The 22445-nt window shown below is 44.6% G+C and carries 23 protein-coding genes; 7 read left to right on the top strand and 16 right to left on the bottom strand.

Annotated elements, in window-relative coordinates:
• Positions 1–84 precede the first annotated feature (84 nt).
• From lpxA to rpsB, 13 genes are all read right to left on the bottom strand, one after another.
• A complete protein-coding gene (gene lpxA / locus R7F67_RS06240) occupies positions 85–873 on the bottom strand; it encodes an acyl-ACP--UDP-N-acetylglucosamine O-acyltransferase (RefSeq protein ID WP_005380357.1) in 789 nt (262 codons plus the stop codon).
• A gap of 1 nt (position 874) precedes the next feature.
• Positions 875–1327 carry a 3-hydroxyacyl-ACP dehydratase FabZ gene (gene fabZ / locus R7F67_RS06235; protein WP_005380349.1) on the bottom strand — a complete coding sequence of 151 codons (453 nt, stop codon included), beginning with the start codon at positions 1325–1327 and terminating at the stop codon, positions 875–877.
• Positions 1328–1559: 232 nt separating this feature from the next.
• Entirely contained in the window at positions 1560–2591 is a 1032-nt protein-coding gene (gene lpxD, locus R7F67_RS06230; protein ID WP_318057104.1) for a UDP-3-O-(3-hydroxymyristoyl)glucosamine N-acyltransferase, read from the bottom strand.
• A 6-nt stretch (positions 2592–2597) separates the two neighbouring features.
• Positions 2598–3107 carry an OmpH family outer membrane protein gene (locus R7F67_RS06225; protein WP_005391804.1) on the bottom strand — a complete coding sequence of 170 codons (510 nt, stop codon included), beginning with the start codon at positions 3105–3107 and terminating at the stop codon, positions 2598–2600.
• Between the two features lie 13 nt (positions 3108–3120).
• Entirely contained in the window at positions 3121–5535 is a 2415-nt protein-coding gene (bamA, locus tag R7F67_RS06220) for an outer membrane protein assembly factor BamA (protein ID WP_005391802.1), read from the bottom strand.
• 44 nt (positions 5536–5579) lie between these two features.
• Positions 5580–6938 (bottom strand): sigma E protease regulator RseP, encoded by a 1359-nt coding sequence (gene rseP / locus R7F67_RS06215; protein ID WP_258475955.1) that lies wholly within the window; start codon positions 6936–6938, stop codon positions 5580–5582.
• Positions 6938–8143 (bottom strand): 1-deoxy-D-xylulose-5-phosphate reductoisomerase, encoded by a 1206-nt coding sequence (gene ispC, locus R7F67_RS06210; protein ID WP_047102607.1) that lies wholly within the window; start codon positions 8141–8143, stop codon positions 6938–6940. Before ispC ends, rseP begins: the two co-directional genes overlap by 1 nt.
• A gap of 50 nt (positions 8144–8193) precedes the next feature.
• Positions 8194–9036 (bottom strand): phosphatidate cytidylyltransferase, encoded by an 843-nt coding sequence (locus tag R7F67_RS06205; protein ID WP_005385351.1) that lies wholly within the window; start codon positions 9034–9036, stop codon positions 8194–8196.
• A gap of 12 nt (positions 9037–9048) precedes the next feature.
• Complete coding sequence (locus R7F67_RS06200; RefSeq protein WP_130545982.1) at positions 9049–9804, bottom strand: isoprenyl transferase; 756 nt, start codon at positions 9802–9804, stop codon at positions 9049–9051.
• Positions 9805–9900: 96 nt separating this feature from the next.
• Positions 9901–10458, bottom strand: coding sequence for a ribosome recycling factor (frr, locus tag R7F67_RS06195; protein ID WP_005380330.1), 558 nt, complete (start codon positions 10456–10458; stop codon positions 9901–9903).
• A 100-nt stretch (positions 10459–10558) separates the two neighbouring features.
• Positions 10559–11284, bottom strand: coding sequence for a UMP kinase (gene pyrH, locus R7F67_RS06190; RefSeq protein ID WP_005380329.1), 726 nt, complete (start codon positions 11282–11284; stop codon positions 10559–10561).
• Between the two features lie 147 nt (positions 11285–11431).
• On the bottom strand, positions 11432–12277 hold the full coding sequence (tsf, locus tag R7F67_RS06185; protein WP_005380328.1) for a translation elongation factor Ts: 846 nt from the start codon (positions 12275–12277) through the stop codon (positions 11432–11434).
• A 132-nt stretch (positions 12278–12409) separates the two neighbouring features.
• The gene (rpsB, locus tag R7F67_RS06180) at positions 12410–13138 is read right to left on the bottom strand and encodes a 30S ribosomal protein S2 (RefSeq protein WP_005380327.1); all 729 of its coding nucleotides are present in this window, start codon (positions 13136–13138) and stop codon (positions 12410–12412) included.
• A gap of 384 nt (positions 13139–13522) precedes the next feature.
• On the opposite strand from rpsB, the gene map reads away from it, so the two are divergent.
• The 3 genes from map to R7F67_RS06165 all read left to right on the top strand — a co-directional run bounded on the left by map (position 13523) and on the right by R7F67_RS06165 (position 17660).
• Entirely contained in the window at positions 13523–14401 is an 879-nt protein-coding gene (map, locus tag R7F67_RS06175) for a type I methionyl aminopeptidase (RefSeq protein WP_005380326.1), read from the top strand.
• A 108-nt stretch (positions 14402–14509) separates the two neighbouring features.
• A complete protein-coding gene (glnD, locus tag R7F67_RS06170; protein WP_017636037.1) occupies positions 14510–17134 on the top strand; it encodes a bifunctional uridylyltransferase/uridylyl-removing protein GlnD in 2625 nt (874 codons plus the stop codon).
• Positions 17135–17276: 142 nt separating this feature from the next.
• Positions 17277–17660, top strand: a complete 384-nt coding sequence (locus tag R7F67_RS06165) for a DUF3461 family protein (RefSeq protein ID WP_005380322.1) — start codon at positions 17277–17279, stop codon at positions 17658–17660.
• A 67-nt stretch (positions 17661–17727) separates the two neighbouring features.
• Here the strand turns inward: R7F67_RS06165 and truC are convergent, their stop codons facing one another.
• Positions 17728–18510 carry a tRNA pseudouridine(65) synthase TruC gene (truC, locus tag R7F67_RS06160; protein WP_017636036.1) on the bottom strand — a complete coding sequence of 261 codons (783 nt, stop codon included), beginning with the start codon at positions 18508–18510 and terminating at the stop codon, positions 17728–17730.
• Between the two features lie 4 nt (positions 18511–18514).
• The gene (locus tag R7F67_RS06155) at positions 18515–18829 is read right to left on the bottom strand and encodes a YqcC family protein (protein WP_005391784.1); all 315 of its coding nucleotides are present in this window, start codon (positions 18827–18829) and stop codon (positions 18515–18517) included.
• A gap of 76 nt (positions 18830–18905) precedes the next feature.
• On the opposite strand from R7F67_RS06155, the gene R7F67_RS06150 reads away from it, so the two are divergent.
• Positions 18906–19943 carry a DUF3549 family protein gene (locus R7F67_RS06150; protein ID WP_064354241.1) on the top strand — a complete coding sequence of 346 codons (1038 nt, stop codon included), beginning with the start codon at positions 18906–18908 and terminating at the stop codon, positions 19941–19943.
• A 13-nt stretch (positions 19944–19956) separates the two neighbouring features.
• Positions 19957–20256 (top strand): DUF3301 domain-containing protein, encoded by a 300-nt coding sequence (locus tag R7F67_RS06145; RefSeq protein ID WP_005380315.1) that lies wholly within the window; start codon positions 19957–19959, stop codon positions 20254–20256.
• On the opposite strand, the gene R7F67_RS06140 is transcribed toward R7F67_RS06145, so the two are convergent.
• Positions 20216–20701, bottom strand: a complete 486-nt coding sequence (locus R7F67_RS06140) for a GNAT family N-acetyltransferase (protein ID WP_080996677.1) — start codon at positions 20699–20701, stop codon at positions 20216–20218. The genes R7F67_RS06145 and R7F67_RS06140 overlap by 41 nt on opposite strands.
• A gap of 931 nt (positions 20702–21632) precedes the next feature.
• Here R7F67_RS06140 and R7F67_RS06135 point away from each other — a divergent pair.
• Together R7F67_RS06135 and R7F67_RS06130 are read left to right on the top strand one after the other, a co-directional pair.
• Positions 21633–21926: a hypothetical protein gene (locus tag R7F67_RS06135; protein ID WP_012841496.1), complete on the top strand. Its 294-nt coding sequence runs from the start codon at positions 21633–21635 to the stop codon at positions 21924–21926.
• Positions 21923–22372: a YaiI/YqxD family protein gene (locus R7F67_RS06130; RefSeq protein WP_054576289.1), complete on the top strand. Its 450-nt coding sequence runs from the start codon at positions 21923–21925 to the stop codon at positions 22370–22372. Before R7F67_RS06135 ends, R7F67_RS06130 begins: the two co-directional genes overlap by 4 nt.
• The last annotated feature ends 73 nt before the right edge of the window (positions 22373–22445 follow it).

The raw sequence follows: 22445 nt of genomic DNA, 5'->3' as shown, positions 1-22445 counted from the left end.
ACGGTTTGCCTTATCCATAAAACACAAAAAGATCGTAACCTCAAATTTGGTCACGATCTTTTTATTTATTGGTTCATTCGCCAATTAACGAATAATGCCACGTTCCGTCGTTTCCAGAATATCTGAGAAACGCTTCACAGCCGGCCACTCTTGAGCCATTTCAGCCAGAATAGGCTTCACTTCTTCTAGCGTCTTACCTGAACGGTAGATTTCTTTATACGCTTTTTGTAGCGCACGAATCTCTGGTTTCTCAAAGCCATTACGCTTCAAGCCAACAAGGTTCAAGCCGAATGGAGTAGCGTGGTTACCTTGCGCGAGTACATAAGCTGGGACATCTTGCACCACAGCTGAACAGCCGCCAATGTAAGCGTAAGCGCCCACTGTACAAAACGGATGAATCGCAGACAGTGCCATCACACCGGCATAATCATCAACAGTAACGTGACCACCAAGAATCGAGTTATTACCGATATGAGTGTGGTTACCAATAACAACATCATGCGCAACGTGTGCATTCACACACAATAAGTTGTCATCACCAATGATCGTGGTTGCTTTGTCCTGCACTGTGCCGCGGTGAACTTGGACCGCTTCACGAATGACGTTACGGTCACCGATAACCACAGTTGTGTCTTCACCACCGTATTTTTTGTCTTGGTTTTCTTCGCCGATGACAGCATGTGGGAAAATACGGTTATCTTTGCCAATAGTCGTGTGACCTTTGATCACAACGTGAGACATCACTTCTGTGCCTTCACCAATTTCAACCGTAGAGGTGATGTACGTAAAAGGACCTACTGTTACGTTAGCACCAATTTTGGCGCCCTCTTCTACCACCGCTGCCGGGTGGATTTTAGCGGTTTCATGAATCATATTAAAACTCTCGACGAGCACACTTCAGTTCTGCAGAACATACCACTTCGCCGTCAACTTTTGCTACACCGCTAAATGCAGCAATGCCGCGACGTTCTTTCAGAAATTCTACCTCAATAACCAATTGGTCGCCCGGAACCACTGGTTTACGGAATTTCGCGCCGTCTACGCTTGCAAAGTAGTACAGTTCATTTTCTGTTGGTGCACCAAATGATTTAAATGCAAGTAAGCCTGTTGCCTGAGCCATTGCTTCTAAAATCAAAACACCTGGGAATACTGGTAGTTGAGGAAAGTGACCTGTGAACTGAGGTTCGTTAACCGACACGTTTTTAATCGCGTGAAGGTACTTCTCTTCTTGGAAGTCTATCACTCGGTCGATCAATAAGAATGGGTAGCGATGAGGTAGTAGCTCTTGAATTTCAGAGATGTTCATCGTTTTCTTTTCAGTAGTCAAAGTCGTCTTCCTATATCAATTTTTTGCCGCCAAGATGGCAAACGTGGCAACAGGTCGTAAAGCCGAATCGCTTTGCAATATACTAGCAAAATACGCACCATCTTGGAGTTAAATCTACTTAGAGCGCGTCATTATAGAAGAAAAAGACCCGCATTTCGCGAGTCTTCGTACAGAATATGGAACTAGAGCCTGTTAGCTTTCACGTTAAATACAGAGCGAAAGATAACTTGTTCTAAATTTCTTCTTTCTGTTCCAGCTGTTTTTCAACCGCTTTTAGGCGCTTATTCATCTCATCAATACGGTGAACTCGAGTTGCAGTTTTACGCCACTCTCTGTTCGTTTGTAGTGGAATACCTGATGAGTAAAGGCCTTTTTCTTCGATACTGCGCATTACCATGCCCATACCTGTAATCGCCACACCATCTGCGATAGTGATATGGCCATTCAGAACAGACGCGCCGCCAATCTGGCAGTACTTACCAATTTTTGTACTGCCCGCGACAATAGTACCACCAGGCATCACGGTACCATATCCGATCTGCACGTTGTGCGCGATTTGAAGTTGGTTATCCAGAATGACATTGTCTTCAATGATAGTATCTTCGAGTGCACCGCGGTCAATCGTAGTACAAGCACCAATCTCAACGCGGTTACCGATACGCACTGAACCAAGCTGAGGAATTTTGATCCACTCGCCTTTGTCATTCGCATAACCGAAGCCATCAGAGCCAATGACGGTACCCGATTGAACGAGACAGTCATCACCCAATGACACTTCATGATAGATAGTGACATTAGCCCAAAGCTTGGTGTTATTCCCTAGTTTGGCGTTCTTACCGATAAAACAACCAGCGCCAACGCTTACGTTATCGCCGAGTTCTACGCCCGTTTCAATCACAGCGTTAGCGCCGATTGTAACGTTCTCACCCATCTTAACGTCGCCGGCAATCACAGCACTTGGTGCAATATCGTCTGCCGGTGTTGGTGTGGTATCCATCGCTTGGACCACACGAGCAAATGCGACATAAGGGTCTGAAACCACTAGCGCATTTCCAACGCATTGATCTTTATGCTCAGCCTCTACCATAACAACGGTAGCTTGGCACTCAGAAAGGTGTTTTGCGTATTTTGGGTTAGACAAGAAGGTTACGTCACCTTCTTGTGCTTTATCCATTGGGGCAACACGGCTTACAACGAGAGACTCGTCACCAAACAGCTCACCCCCGGTAATTGTCGCCAATTCGGCTAATGTTAATGTCTTCATAACTTCTTATTTTAGAGCTTTAATTACGTCTTCAGAAATATTGTATTCTGGCTTGCCGTACTGCAAAGCAGAGATATCAATCACAAGATCGTAACCATTTTTGTCTGCGACTTTCTTAACTGCATCTTGAATCGTTTTGAAAAGCTTCGCTTTTTCTTCAGCTTCACGACGCGCACTTGCTTTTTCAAGTGCTTGTGCTTTCACTTTGTACTCGCTGTCTAGCTTCGCGATATCGATACGTAGCTTTTCAACTTCGTCTTGACCCAAAAGCTCGCCGTCACGTTGTAGCTTCTCAATCTTTGTTTTAGCTTGTGCTTGGATTGACTTCAGTTCATCAGCTTTGCTTTTGAAGTCTTTCTGCATTTTTTGTAGTACAACTTCACGTTGAGGAAGAGCTTGAAAAACTTGAGCTGTATTTACGTAAGCAATTTTCTGTGCAGCTTCTGCCGCATTTGCAAACATTGAAGAGCTCAGTACAAGAAGGCCAATCCCAGCCGCTTTGATCATTTTATTCAAAATATTTTCCTCTTTAGAAAGTTCTACCGATAGTGAATGTGAAGAACTCTTCATCATCGCCATCAAATTTCTTAATTGGTTTCGCTAGTGAGAATACTAGTGGCCCCATTGGAGACATCCACTGCAACGCCGCACCGTAAGAAGAGCGGTAGTTGGTTGGATCTGAGTAATCGTAGTAGTAACGGTCACCATATTCCGCACCTGAATCGCGGTAGTCAAACTCCGTATCCCAAACACTTGCCATATCAAAGAAGATACTGGTACGAATTTGGTTTTGTACTTCTTCTGATGCAAATGGTGTTGGGACAATCAACTCAACACTTGCTAGCGCTACGGCGTTACCACCAACAGAGTCATCTGTTGCTGTATCTGCGCCATTGTTTGAACCAGATGTATCACGGTAAACCGCTTTAGGACCAACAGAGTTTGAGCCAAAGCCACGAAGCGATGTAAAGCCACCTGCGTAGTAGTTTTCGTAGAATGGGAACAAGTTATCGTTACCATCCGTTTGACCGTAACCATTACCGTAACCTAAGCGGCCACGGAACAAGAGGGTAAACTCGTGCTTTTTAGTCAATGGCACATACTGGCGAACATCGTACTGCATTTTGAAGTATTGAACGTCAGAGCCAGGTACGGTCATTTTATAGAATGCTCGCTGATGGTTACCTGCCGTTGGGAAGTAACCACGGTTTAAGTTATTACGTGTCCAAGAGATATTGAAGTCGAAGTCGTTTGTGTTCAACGCTCCACTAGAATCAATGTTGTCTGCTTGTGCTCGTAAGAACTGCTCTACCTGCAAGTAAGGCGATAAGTTACCGATCTTGTTGTGCGTATAACCGACACCGAATTCAAAACGGTTCAACTCATCGAATGGGAAGCCCCACGTTAAGCTCGCGCCATAGCTTTCGTTGGTATAGTCAACGATATTGGCTTCTTTAGCTTCAAATTCGTTATAGAAAACCTTACCACCTAAGCTTACACCGTCTAAGTTCCAGTACGGATCACGGTAATCTAGACTGATGTTTTTCTGGTAGTCATTCATCATCGCGTTGATACCAACACGGTTACCGCTACCAATAAAGTTATCTTGTTGCAGGCCAACCTGGAAGCTCACACCCGATTCTGTACCGTAGCCAACACCGAAGTTAACGCTACCAGAGTTCGCTTCTTTGACAGAGTAAACTAGGTCAACTTGATCATCACTACCAGGAACTCGAACCGTCTGTACTTCAACATTTTCAAAGTAGCCCAAACGATTTAGACGAGTTTTACCCGTTTCAATCGATTTCGAGTTCAACCAACTGCCTTCCATCTGACGCATTTCACGACGAAGGACTTCATCTTTGGTTGAGTTATTACCCGTGAAGCGAATATCACGAACATAAATTCGGTTACCCGGGTCTACGTTAACGACCAAAGAAACTTCTTGATTCTCGTCGTCAAACTCTGGAATGGTATTCACTTGAGGATAAGCATAACCGGACTCACCAAGCACACGCTTAATCCCTTCTTCCATTGAAGTAACCAACGAGCCGTTGTATGTCTCATTGTCTTCAAATGGCACAAGTCTTTCGAACGTCGCTTCCTCGCCAATCAAATCACCACGGAACTTCACGTCCTTAACGGTGTAAACCTCGCCCTCTTCTAGACCAAGAGTAATGTATACCCCTTTCTTGTCAGGAGAGATTGCAACTTGTGTCGAATCAACGTTAAATTTTAAGTAACCACGATCCAGGTAGAATGATTTGAGTGCTTCAATATCGCCTGCAAGAACTTGCTTTTGATACTTTTCATCAGAAAGGAAATTCCACCACGGCACATCAACATTTAAGTTAAAGCGCGAAAGCAGTTCTTCATCACTGAACACTTCATTACCGATAAAGTTGATTTGCTGAATTTTTGCCGACACACCTTCAGTAAAGACAAACTTAAGATCAGAACGATTACGTGGTAGTGGAGTCACCACCGCTTTTACTGTTGCGTTGTATTTACCTACGCTGTAGTAAAAGTCTTCTAAGCCTTTTTCAATGTTGCTTAGCGTGGTGCGGTCAAGCGCTTCACCTTCACGAACGCCAGACGCGTTCAGGTTTTCTTGTAGCTGCTCGTCCTTGATTGCTTTGTTACCTGAAAAAGAGATGCTTGCAATGGTAGGACGTTCTTTGACTTGAACCATCAGAACACCACCGTCACGCAACACTTTCACATCTTCAAAGTTACCAGATGCATACAGGGCGCGGATAATTTCTGCAACATCGCCTTGGCCAATGGTATCACCGACACGTACAGGCATTTTCAACAATGCAGCACCCAGTGCTACACGTTGCAATCCATCGATTTCAATATCTTGAACTACGAAGTTCTCTGCTCCATTTGCAGATACACTGGTCGCCAGTAAACTTGCAAATAGAATTCGCTTAATCGCCATACTTGTTCTAATTATTCCTTGCTACTGCTTTTGTCTCTGAACTATCACAGACGAGTAAAATCATTAAATAGCGCTAACGCCATGAGCGAGAAGATAATCGCACCACCAATTCTAAAGCCCATTTCCTGCACTTTCTCAGGAACAGGACGTCGAATGACTGCTTCAATTGCAAAAAACAACAAATGACCGCCATCCAACATTGGTAAAGGAACGAGGTTAATAATACCTAGGTTAACACTAATTAGAGCGAGAAAACCTAAAAAGTAGACCAAACCATAATCTGCTGTCGCGCCTGCGCCTTTGGCTATTGATATTGGTCCACTCAGATTATTCAGACCAACGTCTCCAACAATAAGCTTCTTAAGCATGCTGATTGTCAAACCAATGACTTGGCCAGTTTTGTCTACTGCTTTACCTATTGACTCGAATACACCAAACTGAAGATCGAAGCGATAACTTTCTGGCCATTCTGCGACTTTAGGTGCAATACCTGCAAAACCAACGACTTCTTTGTTAGCTAGCTCACGGCTACCGGGCGTCAGCGTCAATGTTTGCTCATAACCCTGACGTAACACCGTCAATTCAAGCGGTGTATCAGGATTAGAACGAACCGCTTCAACCACTTGCTTCCATTCGGTCACGCGTTGTTGACCAATTGCGACAACCTCATCACCTGGAAGCACACCGGCTTTTTCCGCCGCTCCACCTTGCGAGACCTGCTCGATAACTCGATACACCTCCGGTGTATACGGAGCAAAACCTAACGACTGCATCGCTGACTGAGTTTCTGGGTCGAACTTCCACTCACGTAAATCGAGCGTTTTCGTTACTTCTGAACCAACTTCATTCGCTGACGTTAGTGTTACCGTCATCAAATCATCGCCAATATGAGAAATCAATCCCATATTTACTGATTCCCAATCCGGAGTTTTGATACCAGATATCGATTTAAGTTCCATTCCAGATTCAATTCCAGCTTCCGCAACAATCGAATTGGGCGTAACTTCACCAATTACAGGCTTAACAGCAGGGATGCCAATTAGAAATACCAGCCAATAGGCAAAAATTGCGAAAAGAAAATTAAAGATGGGGCCAGCCGCAACAATAGAGGTTCGCTTCCATAACGGCTTCTTATCAAACGCTAGGTGCTTCTCATGTTCTGGCACCTCATCGACACGGCTATCAACCATTTTCACATAGCCGCCGAGAGGGATCATTGAGATGCTGTACTCCGTTCCGTCTTTGCCTACTTTACTCCAAATAGACTTGCCGAAACCGATTGAAAACTTTTCAACTTTAACGCCGCAACGGCGAGCAACCCAAAAATGCCCAAATTCGTGCACGGTAACAAGAATGCCCAGTGCGACGATAAAAGAAATGAGATTCCACAATATACCAGTCATCAGCTACGCTCGCGTATGGTTTCTAGGGCAATAGTTCGTGCCATTCTATCTAGCTCGAGCAAGCTTTCCAAGCTATTCGCATTCTCAGCTTTGCAGCTTGCGTTGATTTTATTCAACACAGACTCATTGATGCGAGCAATATCGGTAAAACCTAGTCTGTTATTTAAAAATGCATCAACAGCGACTTCATTAGCTGCATTCAATGCCGTTGTTGCGTGTTGACCTTCATAACAAGCATCAATTGCGAGTTTTAAACATGGGTAACGAGCAAAATCAGGCTGCAAAAACGTCAGCTCACCAACTTTCGTGAAGTCTAGCGGCTTAACCCCAGCTTCCACTCTTGACGGGTATGACATGGTGAGCGCAATTGGCGTCGCCATATCCGCTTCTCCCATTTGTGCCAAGACCGAACCATCACGATACTGAACCATAGAATGAATTACCGATTGAGGGTGAATAACCACCTTCAGTTGTTCGCGAGCAGCATTAAATAGCCACTTAGCTTCGATATACTCAAGGCCTTTATTCATCATCGTGGCAGAGTCAACAGAAATTTTTGGCCCCATCGACCAGTTTGGATGAGCAATCGCCTGCGCGGGTGTCACCTGCTCCAGTTCTGCGATGTCAGTGTAACGGAAAGGACCACCAGATCCAGTCAACAAAATATGAGAAATGCCATGTTCTTGTAAATTGCAACGACCCAGATTGGTTTGTACTTGCTGCGGTAAACATTGGAAAATGGCGTTGTGTTCACTGTCGACGGGAAGTAGCTCTGCGCCAAATTCTTCAACGGCATCAATAAATAGCTGGCCTGACATTACAAGTGCTTCTTTATTTGCCAACAAGACTCGCTTACCTGCTTTCACGGCAGCCATGGTAGGCAATAAGCCAGCGGCTCCTACAATAGCAGCCATTACACTGTCGACCTCGTCCAGCGAAGCAATATGGCATAGCGCATCAACACCACCTAGCACTTCGGTACCTGGCGAAACCGAGTGTAGCTCAGCTTGAAGTTGAGACGCCGCAGCTTTATCTGCCATGACCGCATACTTAGGTTGCCAATGACGACATAAACCGATCATCTTTTCAACGTTAGTGCTTGCCGCTAAGGCAACGACAGAAAACAGATCTGGGTTTTGTTCGACCACTTTAAGCGTGCTTGCACCAATTGATCCAGTAGCACCAAGAATCGTTAACTTTTGCATGTTGTAAGACCGTTAGAAAGCTCAGGAGCGACGACGCCGCTCCTGATAAATTAGAATACGTAGTAAAGAAGAGCAAAAACTGGGAATGCTGCGGTTAGGCTGTCGATACGATCTAGCACACCACCGTGCCCTGGGATAATGTTACTGCTGTCTTTAATGCCTGAGACACGTTTGAACATACTTTCAACCAGATCACCAAGCACTGAAATAACGACAGTCACTAGCGTAATCAGCACCATATGGACAGGGCTAGTGAACTGGATGTCGAACCAATCAGCAAATGCCCACGCTACGATTAATGCCGTGATAATGCCACCAATTAGCCCTTCAATGGTTTTATTGGGGCTTACATGAGGAGCCATCTTACGTTTGCCTAAGCTTTTGCCTGCAAAGTAGGCGCCGCTATCTGCAGCCCATACCAAGAAACAAACGTACAACACAAGCTTTGCGCCGTGGTATGGATCTACAGTGATGTCATACGCTCTGAGAATAATCACACTCCAAAGGAATGGGATTAGTGTCAGAAAACCAAATACATGACGTAAAACAAAATTACTTTGCCAAGATTTCGTCGTTTTGGGGTAAGTAATCGCCATTAAGCTAGCAATAATCCACCAAACAAAACCAATACCCAAGACGACATAATGAGGTGTCGTTAAGTGATTTAGGCTATATGCATCAGGCGAGATGTATAGAAAACTAAGTCCGGTAATAATGATTGCCGGCACAAGGGCAGCAATGCGAGAGTTGCTTCCTGTAAACTGAGTCCACTCCCAAAAACCTAATAGCGTTATTGCAGTTAAAGCGGCAATAAAGCCCATTAGCGGTAATTTAAAAATGCCTAAAATAACCAGGGGAGCTAAAATTAGTGCTGTTATTATTCTCTGTTTCAAACTAACTAGTCCTTATTGAGCTGCCATCAATGCCTTTATTTGTTCACCTGTACAGCCAAAACGACGTTCTCGGTTGATAAACCAAGTCACAGCTTCTACCAAACTGTCTTCATCGAATTCTGGCCAGTACTCTGGTGTAAAGTACATTTCTGCATAAGCCATTTGCCACAACATAAAGTTGCTGATGCGGCACTCTCCACTGGTGCGAATTAAAAGATCCACTTCCGGTAGGTCTGCCATGGTCAAATGCTCAGTGATTAGCTGCTCATTGATATCCTCTACACGAATTTCACCGTTACGTGCTTTTAGCGCTAACGTTTTAGCAGCTTCTGTGATGTCCCATTTACCGCCATAGTTGGCTGCAATGTTGATCACCATACCCGTGTTATCTGCCGTTAGGTTTTCTGCTTCTACAATTTTATTTTGTAGACGCTCACTAAATCGACTGGTATCACCGATCACGCGCAACCGTAAGTTATTTTTGTGTAGTTTTTTTACTTCACTAGACAGGACCGTGATAAACAGTTCCATCAAAAGACCCACTTCTTCCTCCGGACGACGCCAGTTTTCACTACTAAAAGCAAACAGCGTCATGGCTCTAATGCCTAGTTTTGAAGCAGCAGCCACGGTCTTACGAACGGCACTAACGCCTTTTTTATGACCAAATACGCGAGGTTTTCCTTTGGACTTAGCCCAACGGCCATTACCGTCCATAATGATGGCAATATGCTTAGGAAGGGAATCAGAGAAGGCTTGAGAATTTTGCATAGGGAGTTAATTGAGTTCCATCAGTTGGATAGACTAACATAAAAAAACGCTGAGCTGTGAGCACAGCGTTTTCCAACAGTGATGTGTGTGGGAGTATTAAACTTCCATCAACTCTTTTTCTTTTGCAGCAAGAACTTCATCGATCTTCTTAACTGCAACGTCAGTTAGCTTTTGAATTTCGTCTTGTGCTTTACGGTCTTCATCTTCAGAGATTTCTTTATCTTTTAGAAGCGCTTTAAGATCGTTGTTTGCGTCACGACGGATGTTACGAACAGCAACACGACCACCTTCAGCTTCACCACGAACGATCTTAACTAGGTCTTTACGACGTTCTTCCGTTAGCGGTGGAAGTGGAACGCGGATGATAGTGCCAGCTGACATAGGGTTTAGACCAAGGTCAGACGTCATGATCGCTTTTTCTACTTTCGGCGTCAGCTCTTTATCAAAAACCGTGATTGCAAGTGTACGTGCATCTTCAGCAATAACGTTTGCTACTTGGTTTAGAGGTGTTGCTGCACCGTAGTATTCTACAGAAATACCAGATAGTAGGCTTGGGTGTGCACGACCTGTACGAATTTTAGAAAGGTTGTTCTTAAGCGCTTCAACGCTTTTATCCATGCGCTCTTGCGCGTCTTTTTTGATTTCGTTAATCACAGTTTCACCTTAAAAATGTCATCTTTCCTGAAGAAAGCCTAAAACGGTTGAGCAAAGCAAGCACCACCCTAACGCTTTGGAGTGGCACCTTAAGCCAAGCTTATTCGTTGATGAGCGTGCCTTCTGCTTCGCCCATAACCACGCGACGTAGTGCGCCTGGCTTGTTCATATTAAATACGCGGATTGGCATTTTGTGGTCACGAGCTAGCGTAAACGCCGCCAAGTCCATAACTTTCAGCTCTTTATCCAGAACTTCTGCATAAGATAGCTTATCATACAGCTCTGCGTCTGGGTTTGCTACAGGGTCAGCAGTAAATACACCATCAACTTTCGTCGCTTTTAGTACGACATCCGCTTCAATTTCGATACCACGTAAACAAGCAGCAGAATCCGTTGTAAAGAACGGGTTACCAGTACCAGCAGAGAAGATGACAACTCGGCCTTGGCGAAGCTCACGGATCGCATCAGCCCAATTATAGTCGTCACATACGCCTTTTAGAGGGATTGCAGACATAACGCGCGCATTTACGTATGCACGGTGAAGAGCATCACGCATCGCTAGGCCATTCATTACTGTAGCAAGCATACCCATGTGGTCACCAACTACGCGGTTCATACCAGCTTCAGCTAGGCCTGCACCACGGAACAAGTTACCGCCACCGATAACTACACCAACCTGAACACCCAGTTCAACCAGTTCTTTAACTTCTTGTGCCATACGATCAAGGACCGCAGGATCAATACCAAAACCGTCTTCACCTTGAAGAGCTTCACCACTCAGTTTTAATAGAATACGTTGATACGCTGGTTTAGGGTTCGTAGTCATGGAGTTTACCTTCCAAAGAGAGTTGTTGATTAACAGTCATGAATAGACACAACTTCAGTTATGGCTATTCATCACGGCTAATCGTTCACTGCTCATAAAAAGACCGCAGCCTTGGCTACGGTCTAATCTTTATACAGTCTCTAAGGATTAACCTTTTTGAGCTGCTGCAACTTCTTCAGCGAAGCTCATTTCTTCTTTCTTCTCGATACCTTCACCTACTTCTAGGCGAACGAACGTAGAAACTGAAGCGCCTTTTTCTTTCAGCATTTCGCCTACAGTTTTCTTAGGCTCCATGATGAAAGCTTGACCTGTTAGAGAGATCTCGCCAGTGAATTTCTTCATGCGGCCAACAACCATCTTCTCAGCGATTTCAGCAGGCTTGCCTTCGTTCATTGCGATTTCAACTTGAACCGCTTTCTCTTTTTCTACTACGTCAGCTGGTACGTCTTCTGGGTTAACGAACTCTGGCTTAGAAGCAGCAACGTGCATTGCAACGTGCTTAAGAGTTTCTGCGTCGCCTTCACCAGCAACAACAACACCGATTTTCTCACCGTGACGGTAAGAAGCGATTGCAGTGCCTTGAACGTATTCTACGCGACGGATAGTGATGTTTTCACCGATTTTAGCTACTAGAGCTACACGTGCGTCTTCGAATTGTGCTTGTAGTTCTTCAACAGAAGCTTTTGAAGCTAGAGCTGCAGCTGCAACTTCTTCTGCGAATGCAGTGAAGTTACCGTCTTTAGCAACGAAGTCAGTTTGGCAGTTAACTTCAAGAAGAACAGCAACGCCGTTTTCTTCTTTGATGATGATTGCGCCTTCAGCTGCAACGTTACCAGCTTTCTTAGCTGCTTTCGCTGCGCCAGATTTACGCATGTTTTCAATTGCTAGTTCGATGTCAGCGTTTGCTTCTACAAGCGCTTTCTTACATTCCATCATGCCAGCGCCAGTACGCTCGCGAAGTTCTTTAACTAGAGCAGCAGTTACAGTTGCCATTCTGTCTTCCTCGTTTGATTCGAAATAAGGTAAAAAACAGGGGCCTAACATTGTCGGCCCCCATTGCTAACTATAACTTAGTTTATGCTACACAAAGGTTTCACATAGACCAAGTGTGACACAGAGCCGCTATTATTCAGCTTCTACGAAACCGTCTTTTTCAGCAACTGCAGCTACGTCTTTGTTACGACCTTCAGATACTGCTGAAGCAGCAGCGTTCAGGTATAGCTGTACAGCGCGGATCGCGTCGTCGTTACCTGGGATTACGTAGTCAACGCCGTCTGGGTTAGAGTTAGTATCTACCACAGCGTATACTGGAATACCTAGGTTGTTAGCTTCTTTAATTGCAATGTGTTCGTGATCAGCGTCGATTACGAATAGAGCGTCTGGTAGGCCGCCCATGTCTTTGATACCACCAAGAGATTTCTCTAGCTTCTCCATTTCGCGAGTACGCATTAGAGCTTCTTTCTTAGTTAGTTTGTCAAAAGTACCGTCTTGAGATTGAGTCTCTAGTTCTTTTAGACGCTTGATAGACTGACGAACTGTTTTGTAGTTTGTAAGCATACCGCCTAACCAGCGGTTGTTTACGTAAAACTGGTTGCTTGCGATTGCAGCTTCTTTAACAGCTTCAGATGCAGCGCGCTTAGTACCTACGAATAGAACCTTACCTTTCTTCTCGCCAACTTTAGCTAGTTCAGCTAGAGCGTCGTTGAACATTGGTACAGTTTTTTCTAGGTTGATGATATGAACTTTGTTACGAGCGCCAAAGATGAATGGCTTCATTTTTGGGTTCCAGTAACGAGTCTGGTGACCGAAGTGAACACCAGCTTTTAGCATATCGCGCATTGATACAGTTGCCATTTTAAAATCCTCTATGGGGTTAGGCCTCCACATTCCCCATAACTCCGACCAAGCTTCTGCTCAGCACCCCGGAATATGTGACGGAATGTGTGTGATTTAAAGATAAAAGGTTATTCGGATGAAGCTTGCTTCGCCGCTTAACTTTGCTAAACGAAGAGAACAGTCCTCTATTCCGGCGCGCTTTATACCATATTTTAGCTCACTGTGGCTAGTAAAAATTATTTCTTCACCGAGCCACTTTCTCCTATTTATAAGCAAAACTTTAAACATATGATCGAATTAAGAATGATGCATATTCCTATCTAACTTGGGTTAACGCCCCGATGTCTGATAGAATGCGGCCATTCGCACGTTTACGTGCTTAGGAATAAGTAGAGAAAGCCAATGTCAATCAAGATTAAAACTGCTGAAGAAATAGAACGCATGCGCATTGCGGGCAAGCTAGCCGCAGAGATTCTAGAAATGATCGAACCACACATCAAAGTTGGTGTGACGACAGAAGAGTTAAACAAAATCTGTCATGAGTACGCTCTAGAAAAAGGCGCATACTCTGCTCCGCTTGATTACCATGGTTTCCCTAAGTCGATCTGTACTTCAATCAACCATATCGTATGCCACGGTATTCCAGCGGAAAAAGACGAAATCGGTAGCAACGGCCAAATGAAGCCGGCGGTACTAAAAGATGGTGACATCTTAAACGTTGATATTACCGTAATCGTTCCAAATGATGAGAATGCCGATCTGAGCGTGCGTCCTCAGGGGTACCATGGTGACACTTCTAAGATGTTCCTAGTCGGTGATGTTTCGCCTGCAAACAAACGTCTGTGCATGGTAGCTCAAGAAGCACTGTATGTTGGTATGCGTACCGTTAAGCCAGGTTCAACGGTTGGTGACATCGGTACAGCTATCGAGAAGTACATCAAAGAGAACAACAAGAACAATCCTCGCAACAAGTTTTCTATTGTGAAAGACTTCTGTGGTCACGGTATCGGCGATGAGTTCCATGAAGAACCACAAGTGGTTCATTACAAGAACAAAGACCGCCGCGTATTAAAAGAAGGCATGTGCTTTACTATTGAGCCGATGATTAACGCAGGTAAATTTGGTTGCTCTGTTGATGCACAAGATGACTGGACTGTTTACACGGGCGACGGCAAGAACTCTGCGCAATGGGAACATACCATTGTAGTAACAAAAGAAGGTTGTGAAGTACTGACGCTTCGTAGCGACGATACGATTCCTCGCCTAATGAAAAACGCGTAAAGCTTACGACCACTCGTTGTTTACTATATCCCTGCTTCGGCGGGGATATTTTTTATCTGCCGCAAATTTGTTAGATTGTTATTAGATTAGCTTGCACGGATGGCAAATATGACACTTCAGTCCCCTCTTACCTTTTCCGATGAACAAATCAATATCGGTGAACTCAAACAAGAATTAGAGAAGTTTAGCTCTAATCAAAACCAAGAGTTTCTCAATCATCATCCGGTAACAAGCTTGGTTTTAGCCAGAGCTGAATATATGGATCTGCTTCTCAATCGTTTGTGGCAACATTTTGGTTTCAAGGATATTTACAACATTTCCCTAGTTGCCGTTGGTGGCTACGGACGCGGTGAGCTGCATCCGCTCTCCGATATCGATATTTTGATTCTGTCGAACAATAAACTGCCAACCGCGTTAGAAGCAAAAATCAGCGAATTCATTACGCTGTTGTGGGATTTAAAACTCGAGGTCGGACACGCTGTTCGCACCGTTACTGAATGTGCTGAAATTGGTAAAGCCGATCTAACGGTCGCGACAAACCTGCAAGAAGCGCGACTGCTGTGTGGAAGCGAGGACACCTTTCAGGCACTGAAGAAAGTCGTGTTATCAGACTCCTTCTGGCCAAGTGAGACGTTTTACCGCGCTAAAATTCAAGAGCAGCGCGAACGCCATGCACGTTACCACGACACGACCTACAACTTAGAACCGGACATTAAATCAACCCCTGGCGGGCTGCGCGATATTCATACATTAAGCTGGGTCGCTCGACGTCACTTTGGTGCGACTTCATTGTTAGAAATGAGCCGATACGGATTTTTAACTGACGCAGAATACCGAGAATTGGTTGAATGTCAGGACTTCCTTTGGCGAGTACGTTTCGCTCTGCACATGGAGCTTCGCCGCTATGACAACCGCTTGACCTTTGCTCATCAAGCACAAGTTGCGGAAAATCTAGGCTACGTCGGAGAAGGCAACCGAGGCGTAGAAATGATGATGAAAGAGTTCTACCGCACGCTTCGTCGTGTGGCAGAGCTCAATAAAATGCTACTCAAACTCTTTGACCAAGCGATCATTAATGGTGGGGCGACAGAAAGTGCCGAGATTCTCGATACGGACTTTCAACGTCGCGGTTCTTTAATTGAAGCGCGGAAACCCGCATTGTTCCAAGCTCGCCCAGAAACTATTCTGGATATGTTCTTACATATTGCTAACGACTCAACTATTGAAGGGGTGAGCCCACCAACGCTGCGTCAACTGCGCACCGCTCGCCGTCGGCTCAACAAGTTTTTGCACACCATTCCTGCTGCGCGTGAAAAGTTCATGGCGTTATGTCGTCACCCTAATGCTCTGCACAAAGCATTCAGTCTCATGCACCGATTAGGAGTTATGGCGGCCTATTTGCCGCAATGGAGTCAGATTGTTGGTCAAATGCAGTTTGACTTATTCCATGCCTACACAGTTGATGAACACAGTATTCGCTTACTTAAACACATCAACACTTTTAGTGACCCAGAAAATCATGCGAAGCACCCAATTTGCTGTGACGTCTACCCACGGATGCAAAAGAAAGAGCTGCTGATTATTGCCGCTATTTTCCATGACATCGGGAAAGGTCGTGGCGGCGATCACTCGATTATCGGTGAAGGAGAAGCGTACGACTTCTGCATTGAGCATGGCTTATCGAAGCCCGAGGCCAAACTTGTCGCTTGGTTGGTAAGACATCATCTATTAATGTCTGTCACCGCACAGCGCCGAGACATTTATGATCCCGATGTCATTACCGAATTTGCCAAAAAAGTCAGAGACGAAGAATCTCTCGATTATCTTGTATGCCTGACAGTTGCAGATATTTGTGCAACCAACCCAGAACTTTGGAATGCTTGGAAACGAACTTTACTTGCGGAGCTGTATTACTCCACACAACGTGCTTTACGTAGAGGCCTAGAGAACCCTGTCGATGTGCGTGAGCGAATTCGCCACAATCAACAAATGGCCTCCGCAATGCTGCGCAAAGAGGGGTTTGCCGCGCGCGAAATTGAAGTATTGTGGCAACGCTTCAAAGCTGACTACTTCCTTCGTCATACCCATACGCAAATCGCGTGGCACTGCGAACACTTACTTCGCATGGAAGATCCGACTAAGCCTTTAGTGTTGATCAGTAAAAAAGCCACTCGTGGCGGCACTGAGGTGTTTGTATATACGAAAGACCAGCCTGCTTTATTTGCGACAGTCGTGGCGGAGTTAGATAGGCGTAATTTTAATGTACACGACGCGCAAATCATGACCAGCAAAGATGGGCACGTGATTGATACCTTTATGGTACTCGATCAACATGGCGAAGCGATCGATGAGTCTCGTCACGCCGCGGTGATTAAACACCTCACTCATGTACTGGAGGCAGGCCGACCAACCAAGATTAAAACGCGCCGTACTCCGAACAAACTTCAGCACTTTAACGTGAAAACCAAAGTCGACTTCTTACCAACCAAAGGTAAAAAACACACTTTAATGGAGTTTGTCGCGCTAGACACACCAGGGCTATTGGCCAAAGTAGGCCGTACGTTTGCTGATTTAAATATCAACCTTCATGGTGCAAAAATCACCACCATTGGTGAGCGAGCAGAAGACTTGTTTATTTTAACCAGTGATGCAGGGGGAAGATTAAGTGAAGAACAACAGGATGAGCTAAGAGAGAGATTGATCGAAAAGTTATCTGATGAGGTCGCAGCTTAGATCAAACCTGCCAATCTTTTCGGTTCAGGGCGAGAGCGATCTTGCCCACAAGTTAAGCATTTTGGCTAAATATCAGCTATCTAGCTCATACATAGGCTGCTACAGTTATATCAATATCAATTCGATGTAATAGAGGTAGCCTATGTATCCCCACCTCACTGGTTTGGGTATTCACGACCCTAAGCAGATTGAACGTTATTCCCTACGCCAAGAAGCACACAAAGACGTACTCAAGATCTATTTCCACAAGCAAAAAGGCGAACTGTTCGCTAAAAGCGTTAAATTCAAATACCCGCGCCAAATCAAAAATGTTCTTGTGGACAGTGGCAGTCACAAATATAAAGAAGTAACGGAAATCAACCGTAACCTCACATTAGTCATTGATGAACTGAATAAAATCACTAAGCCAACGAAACAACCTGAGGTTGATGTAAAAGAGAAAATTCTTTCAGACCTTCGTCATTTAGAAAAAGTCGTTTCGAGCAAGATCGCAGAGATCGAAGCGGATCTTGAAAAACTAAAGTAAAACGTTAAGTCTTAAATATTAAAAAGGGTTAGCATTGATGCTAACCCTTTTTATTTGTACTCAATCATTATCTAGATCTAACTGCGCCGATTATCGGTTCATCCCACTCAAATCGAGTAAACAATTGCTGCCAAGTTTCATCAAGATTGGCCGTCATGACAATCTCTTGATCGGTAAATGGATGGACAAACCGTAACTCTGAAGCATGCAGTAGCAAACGATGAGAATCAAACTCTGTGCGATACAGCTTGTTGTGCTTTCCATCCCCGTGCGTTGTATCACCCACGATCGGATGGCGTAGATGTGCCATATGACGACGAAGTTGGTGCTTACGCCCCGTTTTAGGTTTCATCTCAACTAAGCAATAACGCGTTGTAGGAAATTTACCCGTCGAATAGGGAACCTCCACTTTAGCCAACGGCTTATATTCCGTCACCGCTTCTTGCGCTTCTTTTTCTTGTGAAGCGAACTTATCCGCAATCTTGTCTAACTCGACTTTGAGCGCGTAATCCAAGACGCCCTCTTCCTCAATCCAACCGCGTACTACTGCGTGGTATGTCTTTTCCATTTTATGTTCAGCAAACATCGGCATGACTTGTGATGCGACTTCACTCGACAACGCAAACACGAGCACACCAGATGTTGGACGATCCAGACGATGCAATGGGAACACATGCTGACCAATTTGGTCGCGCAAAGTTTGCATGACAAACTGAGTTTCGTGTTTATCTAACCAACTGCGATGCACTAACATGCCTGCAGGCTTGTTGACCGCTACAAAATATTCATCCTGATAAACGATCTCCAGCTCAACTGGTTCTGAAGATCGCGCTATTTCTTGTTCTAGCATTCGTTTACTTACACAGTTCGTCAATGGTTCGGATTGTAACAAGCAGCTCTGCGAACTGCGGTTCCTGCTTCCACGCTTCTGAAAAATAGGGCTCGAGAGAAAACCCTCTTGGCAATGGTTGGTTGTTTTCCACTAGCACGTGCATTCTGTCTATAAAGATCCACTGCAACCACTCATGAGGATGCAATGTATCAATCGCAAATGGCTCCACGCTTTGTAAGGCTTGCTCTGAAGGCCTAGTGTGTTGCCACAACTTATGTTCTTTAAGCTGCGTTTCAAGTTGGTGAAGTAAGTCGACCAATTGAGTATTTGTTACCATTAATTCTATCTCGAACCTTGAATTAGCCGAGAATGATACCATTTCTTGTGAAAAGAACGTTAGGACGTCGTATTTAATGGAAAACATTCAAACCCTCACTCAACTGTTGAACAACAGCCGCTGTGATTATCAAATCTTCGATCTTGGTCGTCGTATCAAAACCATCGCTAAGAAAGAGTTTGCCGATGTAGAAAAAGGTCAAGCACCGTACCCATTCCCAATGCAGCGTAAAGCACACCTTGCCATCGCTTATTGGAATGAACAAAAGCAGCCTTGGATTTGGTTTCTAAAGTTTGAATTGGACGAGCGCGGTTTGTTAAAGCAATCAGATATCGGCAATTTCATTAAATACGTAGTGGAAGCCATGGGAACACGCCTCAATGGTGATATCTCTGAAGAGCAACAGCAAAAGCTGTCTAATAACCCATATACGTTCAAACCTTCCGAAGACAAAATGGCCGTGTTTCATAGCCAGGTCCGCGCGAACCTCGATCTTCCTACCAGCCAATATTATGAGCACACTCAGCATTACTTTTCAGGTGGTTTAGGCTGGGATAATTGGCAAACCGTAGGTCTGCAAGGGATCACCGACATGACCGCTCGTTTGGACAAAGAGCAAAACGGGGTAATGATACGCAAAGCGTTGAACCACCTACCAAATGAGCCACTTTATGCCCTATTAGGTGCGCTTGAGCATGTAGAGCTTCAAGAGCGTTTAGCAGAACGTATTGCGGAAAAGGCACAGCAAGAAATCGCAAGTAGCGAACCTGATCTCTTCCTACTTTCAGCACTTATCCGAGCCCTTGCTGGTGCACCAACAGAAGTCGCCTCTCCAGTATTAGATGCGATATTGCATAGCCCTCGTTTAAGCCATCAGGAGGTTTTGATTGGTGTGGCGGGTCGCGCTTGGCACTTACTCGCCAATGAAAAGGTAGCAGAACAGTTTTTGCTGCGTTTAGCTCAAACCGGTAATCAAGCCCTATTTAATCAGTTATTTGCCGATTTAGTGATGCTGCCAGAGTTAAGAATGGTGTTATTGCCTTTGCTGCATTCAAACCCATCAGAGGAACTAGCAAATGCGCTAGTAAGCTTACAACAAGCAACAAAAAGCTAAGAAAGGTTCAGGAATGATTGGTGATCTTTTAGCAATTTTAGGGCTCTGCTTTTTCTGTTACCTGTTTTGGCAACAGCGTCGCCAAGCCGAACTCGCAAAAGCGGCCATCACGCGTAAATGTGAGCAATTGGATCTCCAATTAATCAGCATCGCCTTTGGTGCCCATAAACTAAAAACGCCAGACGGAGTCTGGCGTTGGCATACGGTGTATCAATTTGAGTTTTCATCTCTTGGTGACGATTGCTACCAAGGAGAGTTAACCATGGTCGGTTTCAGGCCGCAGAACTTTCACCTACCACCGCATCGCTTGTAAATTCCATTTCAAAGTAAGGACCATATATATCCTTACTTTCTTTTGTTTTAACAAATCCCAGCTTTTTCAGTACCGCCATAGAAGCTTGATGATTGCTATTCACGTTAGCTTTCACCTTATTCAAGCCCAACTCATGGCACGCTTTGGGGAAAAATGCTTTTAGTGCTTCTGTTGCTAACCCTTTACCCCAATATGATTTATCAAAAATAAACCCTAATTCAGGTTCGGAATCGAGATTAGCAATAAACACGTGCCCCATATAGTCACGACTGGTGCTCTCTAGCACTGCCATACTATAAATGTTCTCATCATCCAGTATTTTCTCAAACATCTGTTTGGCAGACGCAACTGTATACGGACCATTCAATTCAGCACGGTTTTTCGCACAGCAATTCAGCATGACGAATTCTAGTTGCAACGACTCATTGTAGGGTAGAAGAAGCATTCTTCTGGTTACTATGGCCACATCTGTTCCTTGATTACAACAAACTTAATCTATCCGCAGATCACAAACTCGATGAGCTGAACATGCTCAATGATTGCGGGCATAACACCTTGTAGAGAAGCCGAAAGTTAAACCAACTGGTTGGAAAGGATATTGATCTGAGTTGTTTTTTATTAAGTGTTATTAGGAATTTATATATTTTGTGATATTGATATCCCCAAGCAACATCGAGATGCTTAATTCAATGAGAACACTGGATATCGTTTTTATATAAGAAAGACCCCGACACATAAGTATCGGGGTCATGGTCTTACTCGCAGCAGTCCGGCTACTAAAAGTGCTCCATGCATCATCCATAATAGTGGCTGATTCCGTCAGCTTATTCCTTACGTCGCCGTCCTAGCGGTGTCCTTATCATCCTGACTGCTAACATTCCTCGTTAGCACACGTCACTTGTTCCTTGAGCGGTGTCCCTTGCATCTTCCTGATGCTGTCCATAACCTCAATCCTAGAGGGTCCATTGTCTATCCTTAGTCATCAACATCCTATTGATGATCGTATCCTTACAATGTCCTACGCTCCATGCTTGATTAATCATCCTGACCAACCAAATCGTCTTCCTGACGATAACCAAATCCTTGGTGCTTTCCTGTTCCATGTCTGCTTCCTGCTGACAACTCTCAATTTACGCCTTTTCCAAAAATAGACAATCTATCCAAGATAAATATTTGGCTCTCACATTGGTTAACAAGTTGTTAAATCATTATTTATCATAAACTTAAGCTCTTTATCTTCTCTTTTCCCGCTTACGAAATCGTTTTCTCTCACAACCTATGTAAGAGATCTCTCACACTACACTCTCCAAAATGCCATTCGCCAAATTAGCGCACTCAACGTATGATGATAGATATATCGTTGTTAAGGATTAAAAATGTTAACTCAAGACGTTACTAAAGAATTAGAAGCGGTAATGGAACAACTGCAACAACAAGGAAAAGAACCAACCGTAGCGTTAGTGAAAGCACGCTTGAAAACGCCCGTCCCAATGCCTGCATTAATCACCGCAATAAAAAGTTGGAAAAGTGCTCAGCGTGTTCCCAAGGTTGAAGTCGCAGCACAAGCGCACACCGATAATGATCGTCTTGCAGCGCTAGAAAGCACGGTGAAAAAATTAGTGGCTCGTATTGAAGAGCTAGAAGCCAAGCTAAGTGAGAAATCATCATGAAGTTATGGGTAGATGCAGACGCGTGTCCAAAAGTTATTCGCGAAACCATTGTGCGTGCCGCCGAGCGTACGGGGATTGAATGTACGTTTGTCGCTAACCACGTTGTCCCTGTGCCGAAAAGAGACAACATCCATTCGCTACAAGTCCCTGCGGGATTTGACATCGCAGACAACGAAATCGTCAAGCGTGTAGAAGCCAACGATTTGGTGATCACGTCAGATATTCCGCTTGCAGATGAGGTTATCTCTAAAGGCGCTCAAGCCCTCAGTTCTCGTGGCGAGCTCTATACAAAAGACACCATCAAAGCTCGCCTAAATATCCGCAACTTTATGGAAACCATGCGTTCAAGCGGAATTCAGACAGGTGGACCCGCCGCGCTTTCTCAAACCGATCGACGCGAATTTGCAAACCATTTGGATCGTATTTTGGCGAAATTTAAGAAGTAACCCTCACTCTATTCAAATTGAGCCAGCAAATAAAAGCCTGGCTCATTCCTGAAAATTCATTCTCAGCATTGCA

Origin of the sequence: Vibrio sp. YT-17, assembly GCF_033337375.1 — a bacterium.
Taxonomy (GTDB): Bacteria; Pseudomonadota; Gammaproteobacteria; order Enterobacterales; family Vibrionaceae; genus Vibrio; species Vibrio alginolyticus.
The sequence above is the reverse complement of the archived record's forward strand: the minus strand, read 5'-3'. Positions and strand labels throughout refer to the sequence as shown.

Coding starts and splice junctions, on each gene's coding strand:
- lpxA (WP_005380357.1), bottom strand. CDS start 873: ATGATTCATGAAACCGCTAAAATCCACCCGGCAGCGGTGGTAGAAGAG.
- lpxD (WP_318057104.1), bottom strand. CDS start 2,591: ATGAAGACATTAACATTAGCCGAATTGGCGACAATTACCGGGGGTGAG.
- bamA (WP_005391802.1), bottom strand. CDS start 5,535: ATGGCGATTAAGCGAATTCTATTTGCAAGTTTACTGGCGACCAGTGTA.
- rseP (WP_258475955.1), bottom strand. CDS start 6,938: ATGACTGGTATATTGTGGAATCTCATTTCTTTTATCGTCGCACTGGGC.
- ispC (WP_047102607.1), bottom strand. CDS start 8,143: ATGCAAAAGTTAACGATTCTTGGTGCTACTGGATCAATTGGTGCAAGC.
- R7F67_RS06200 (WP_130545982.1), bottom strand. CDS start 9,804: ATGCAAAATTCTCAAGCCTTCTCTGATTCCCTTCCTAAGCATATTGCC.
- pyrH (WP_005380329.1), bottom strand. CDS start 11,284: ATGACTACGAACCCTAAACCAGCGTATCAACGTATTCTATTAAAACTG.
- tsf (WP_005380328.1), bottom strand. CDS start 12,277: ATGGCAACTGTAACTGCTGCTCTAGTTAAAGAACTTCGCGAGCGTACT.
- rpsB (WP_005380327.1), bottom strand. CDS start 13,138: ATGGCAACTGTATCAATGCGCGATATGCTAAAAGCTGGTGTTCACTTC.
- map (WP_005380326.1), top strand. CDS start 13,523: ATGTCAATCAAGATTAAAACTGCTGAAGAAATAGAACGCATGCGCATT.
- glnD (WP_017636037.1), top strand. CDS start 14,510: ATGACACTTCAGTCCCCTCTTACCTTTTCCGATGAACAAATCAATATC.
- R7F67_RS06165 (WP_005380322.1), top strand. CDS start 17,277: ATGTATCCCCACCTCACTGGTTTGGGTATTCACGACCCTAAGCAGATT.
- truC (WP_017636036.1), bottom strand. CDS start 18,510: ATGCTAGAACAAGAAATAGCGCGATCTTCAGAACCAGTTGAGCTGGAG.
- R7F67_RS06155 (WP_005391784.1), bottom strand. CDS start 18,829: ATGGTAACAAATACTCAATTGGTCGACTTACTTCACCAACTTGAAACG.
- R7F67_RS06150 (WP_064354241.1), top strand. CDS start 18,906: ATGGAAAACATTCAAACCCTCACTCAACTGTTGAACAACAGCCGCTGT.
- R7F67_RS06145 (WP_005380315.1), top strand. CDS start 19,957: ATGATTGGTGATCTTTTAGCAATTTTAGGGCTCTGCTTTTTCTGTTAC.
- R7F67_RS06140 (WP_080996677.1), bottom strand. CDS start 20,701: ATGCTTCTTCTACCCTACAATGAGTCGTTGCAACTAGAATTCGTCATG.
- R7F67_RS06135 (WP_012841496.1), top strand. CDS start 21,633: ATGTTAACTCAAGACGTTACTAAAGAATTAGAAGCGGTAATGGAACAA.
- R7F67_RS06130 (WP_054576289.1), top strand. CDS start 21,923: ATGAAGTTATGGGTAGATGCAGACGCGTGTCCAAAAGTTATTCGCGAA.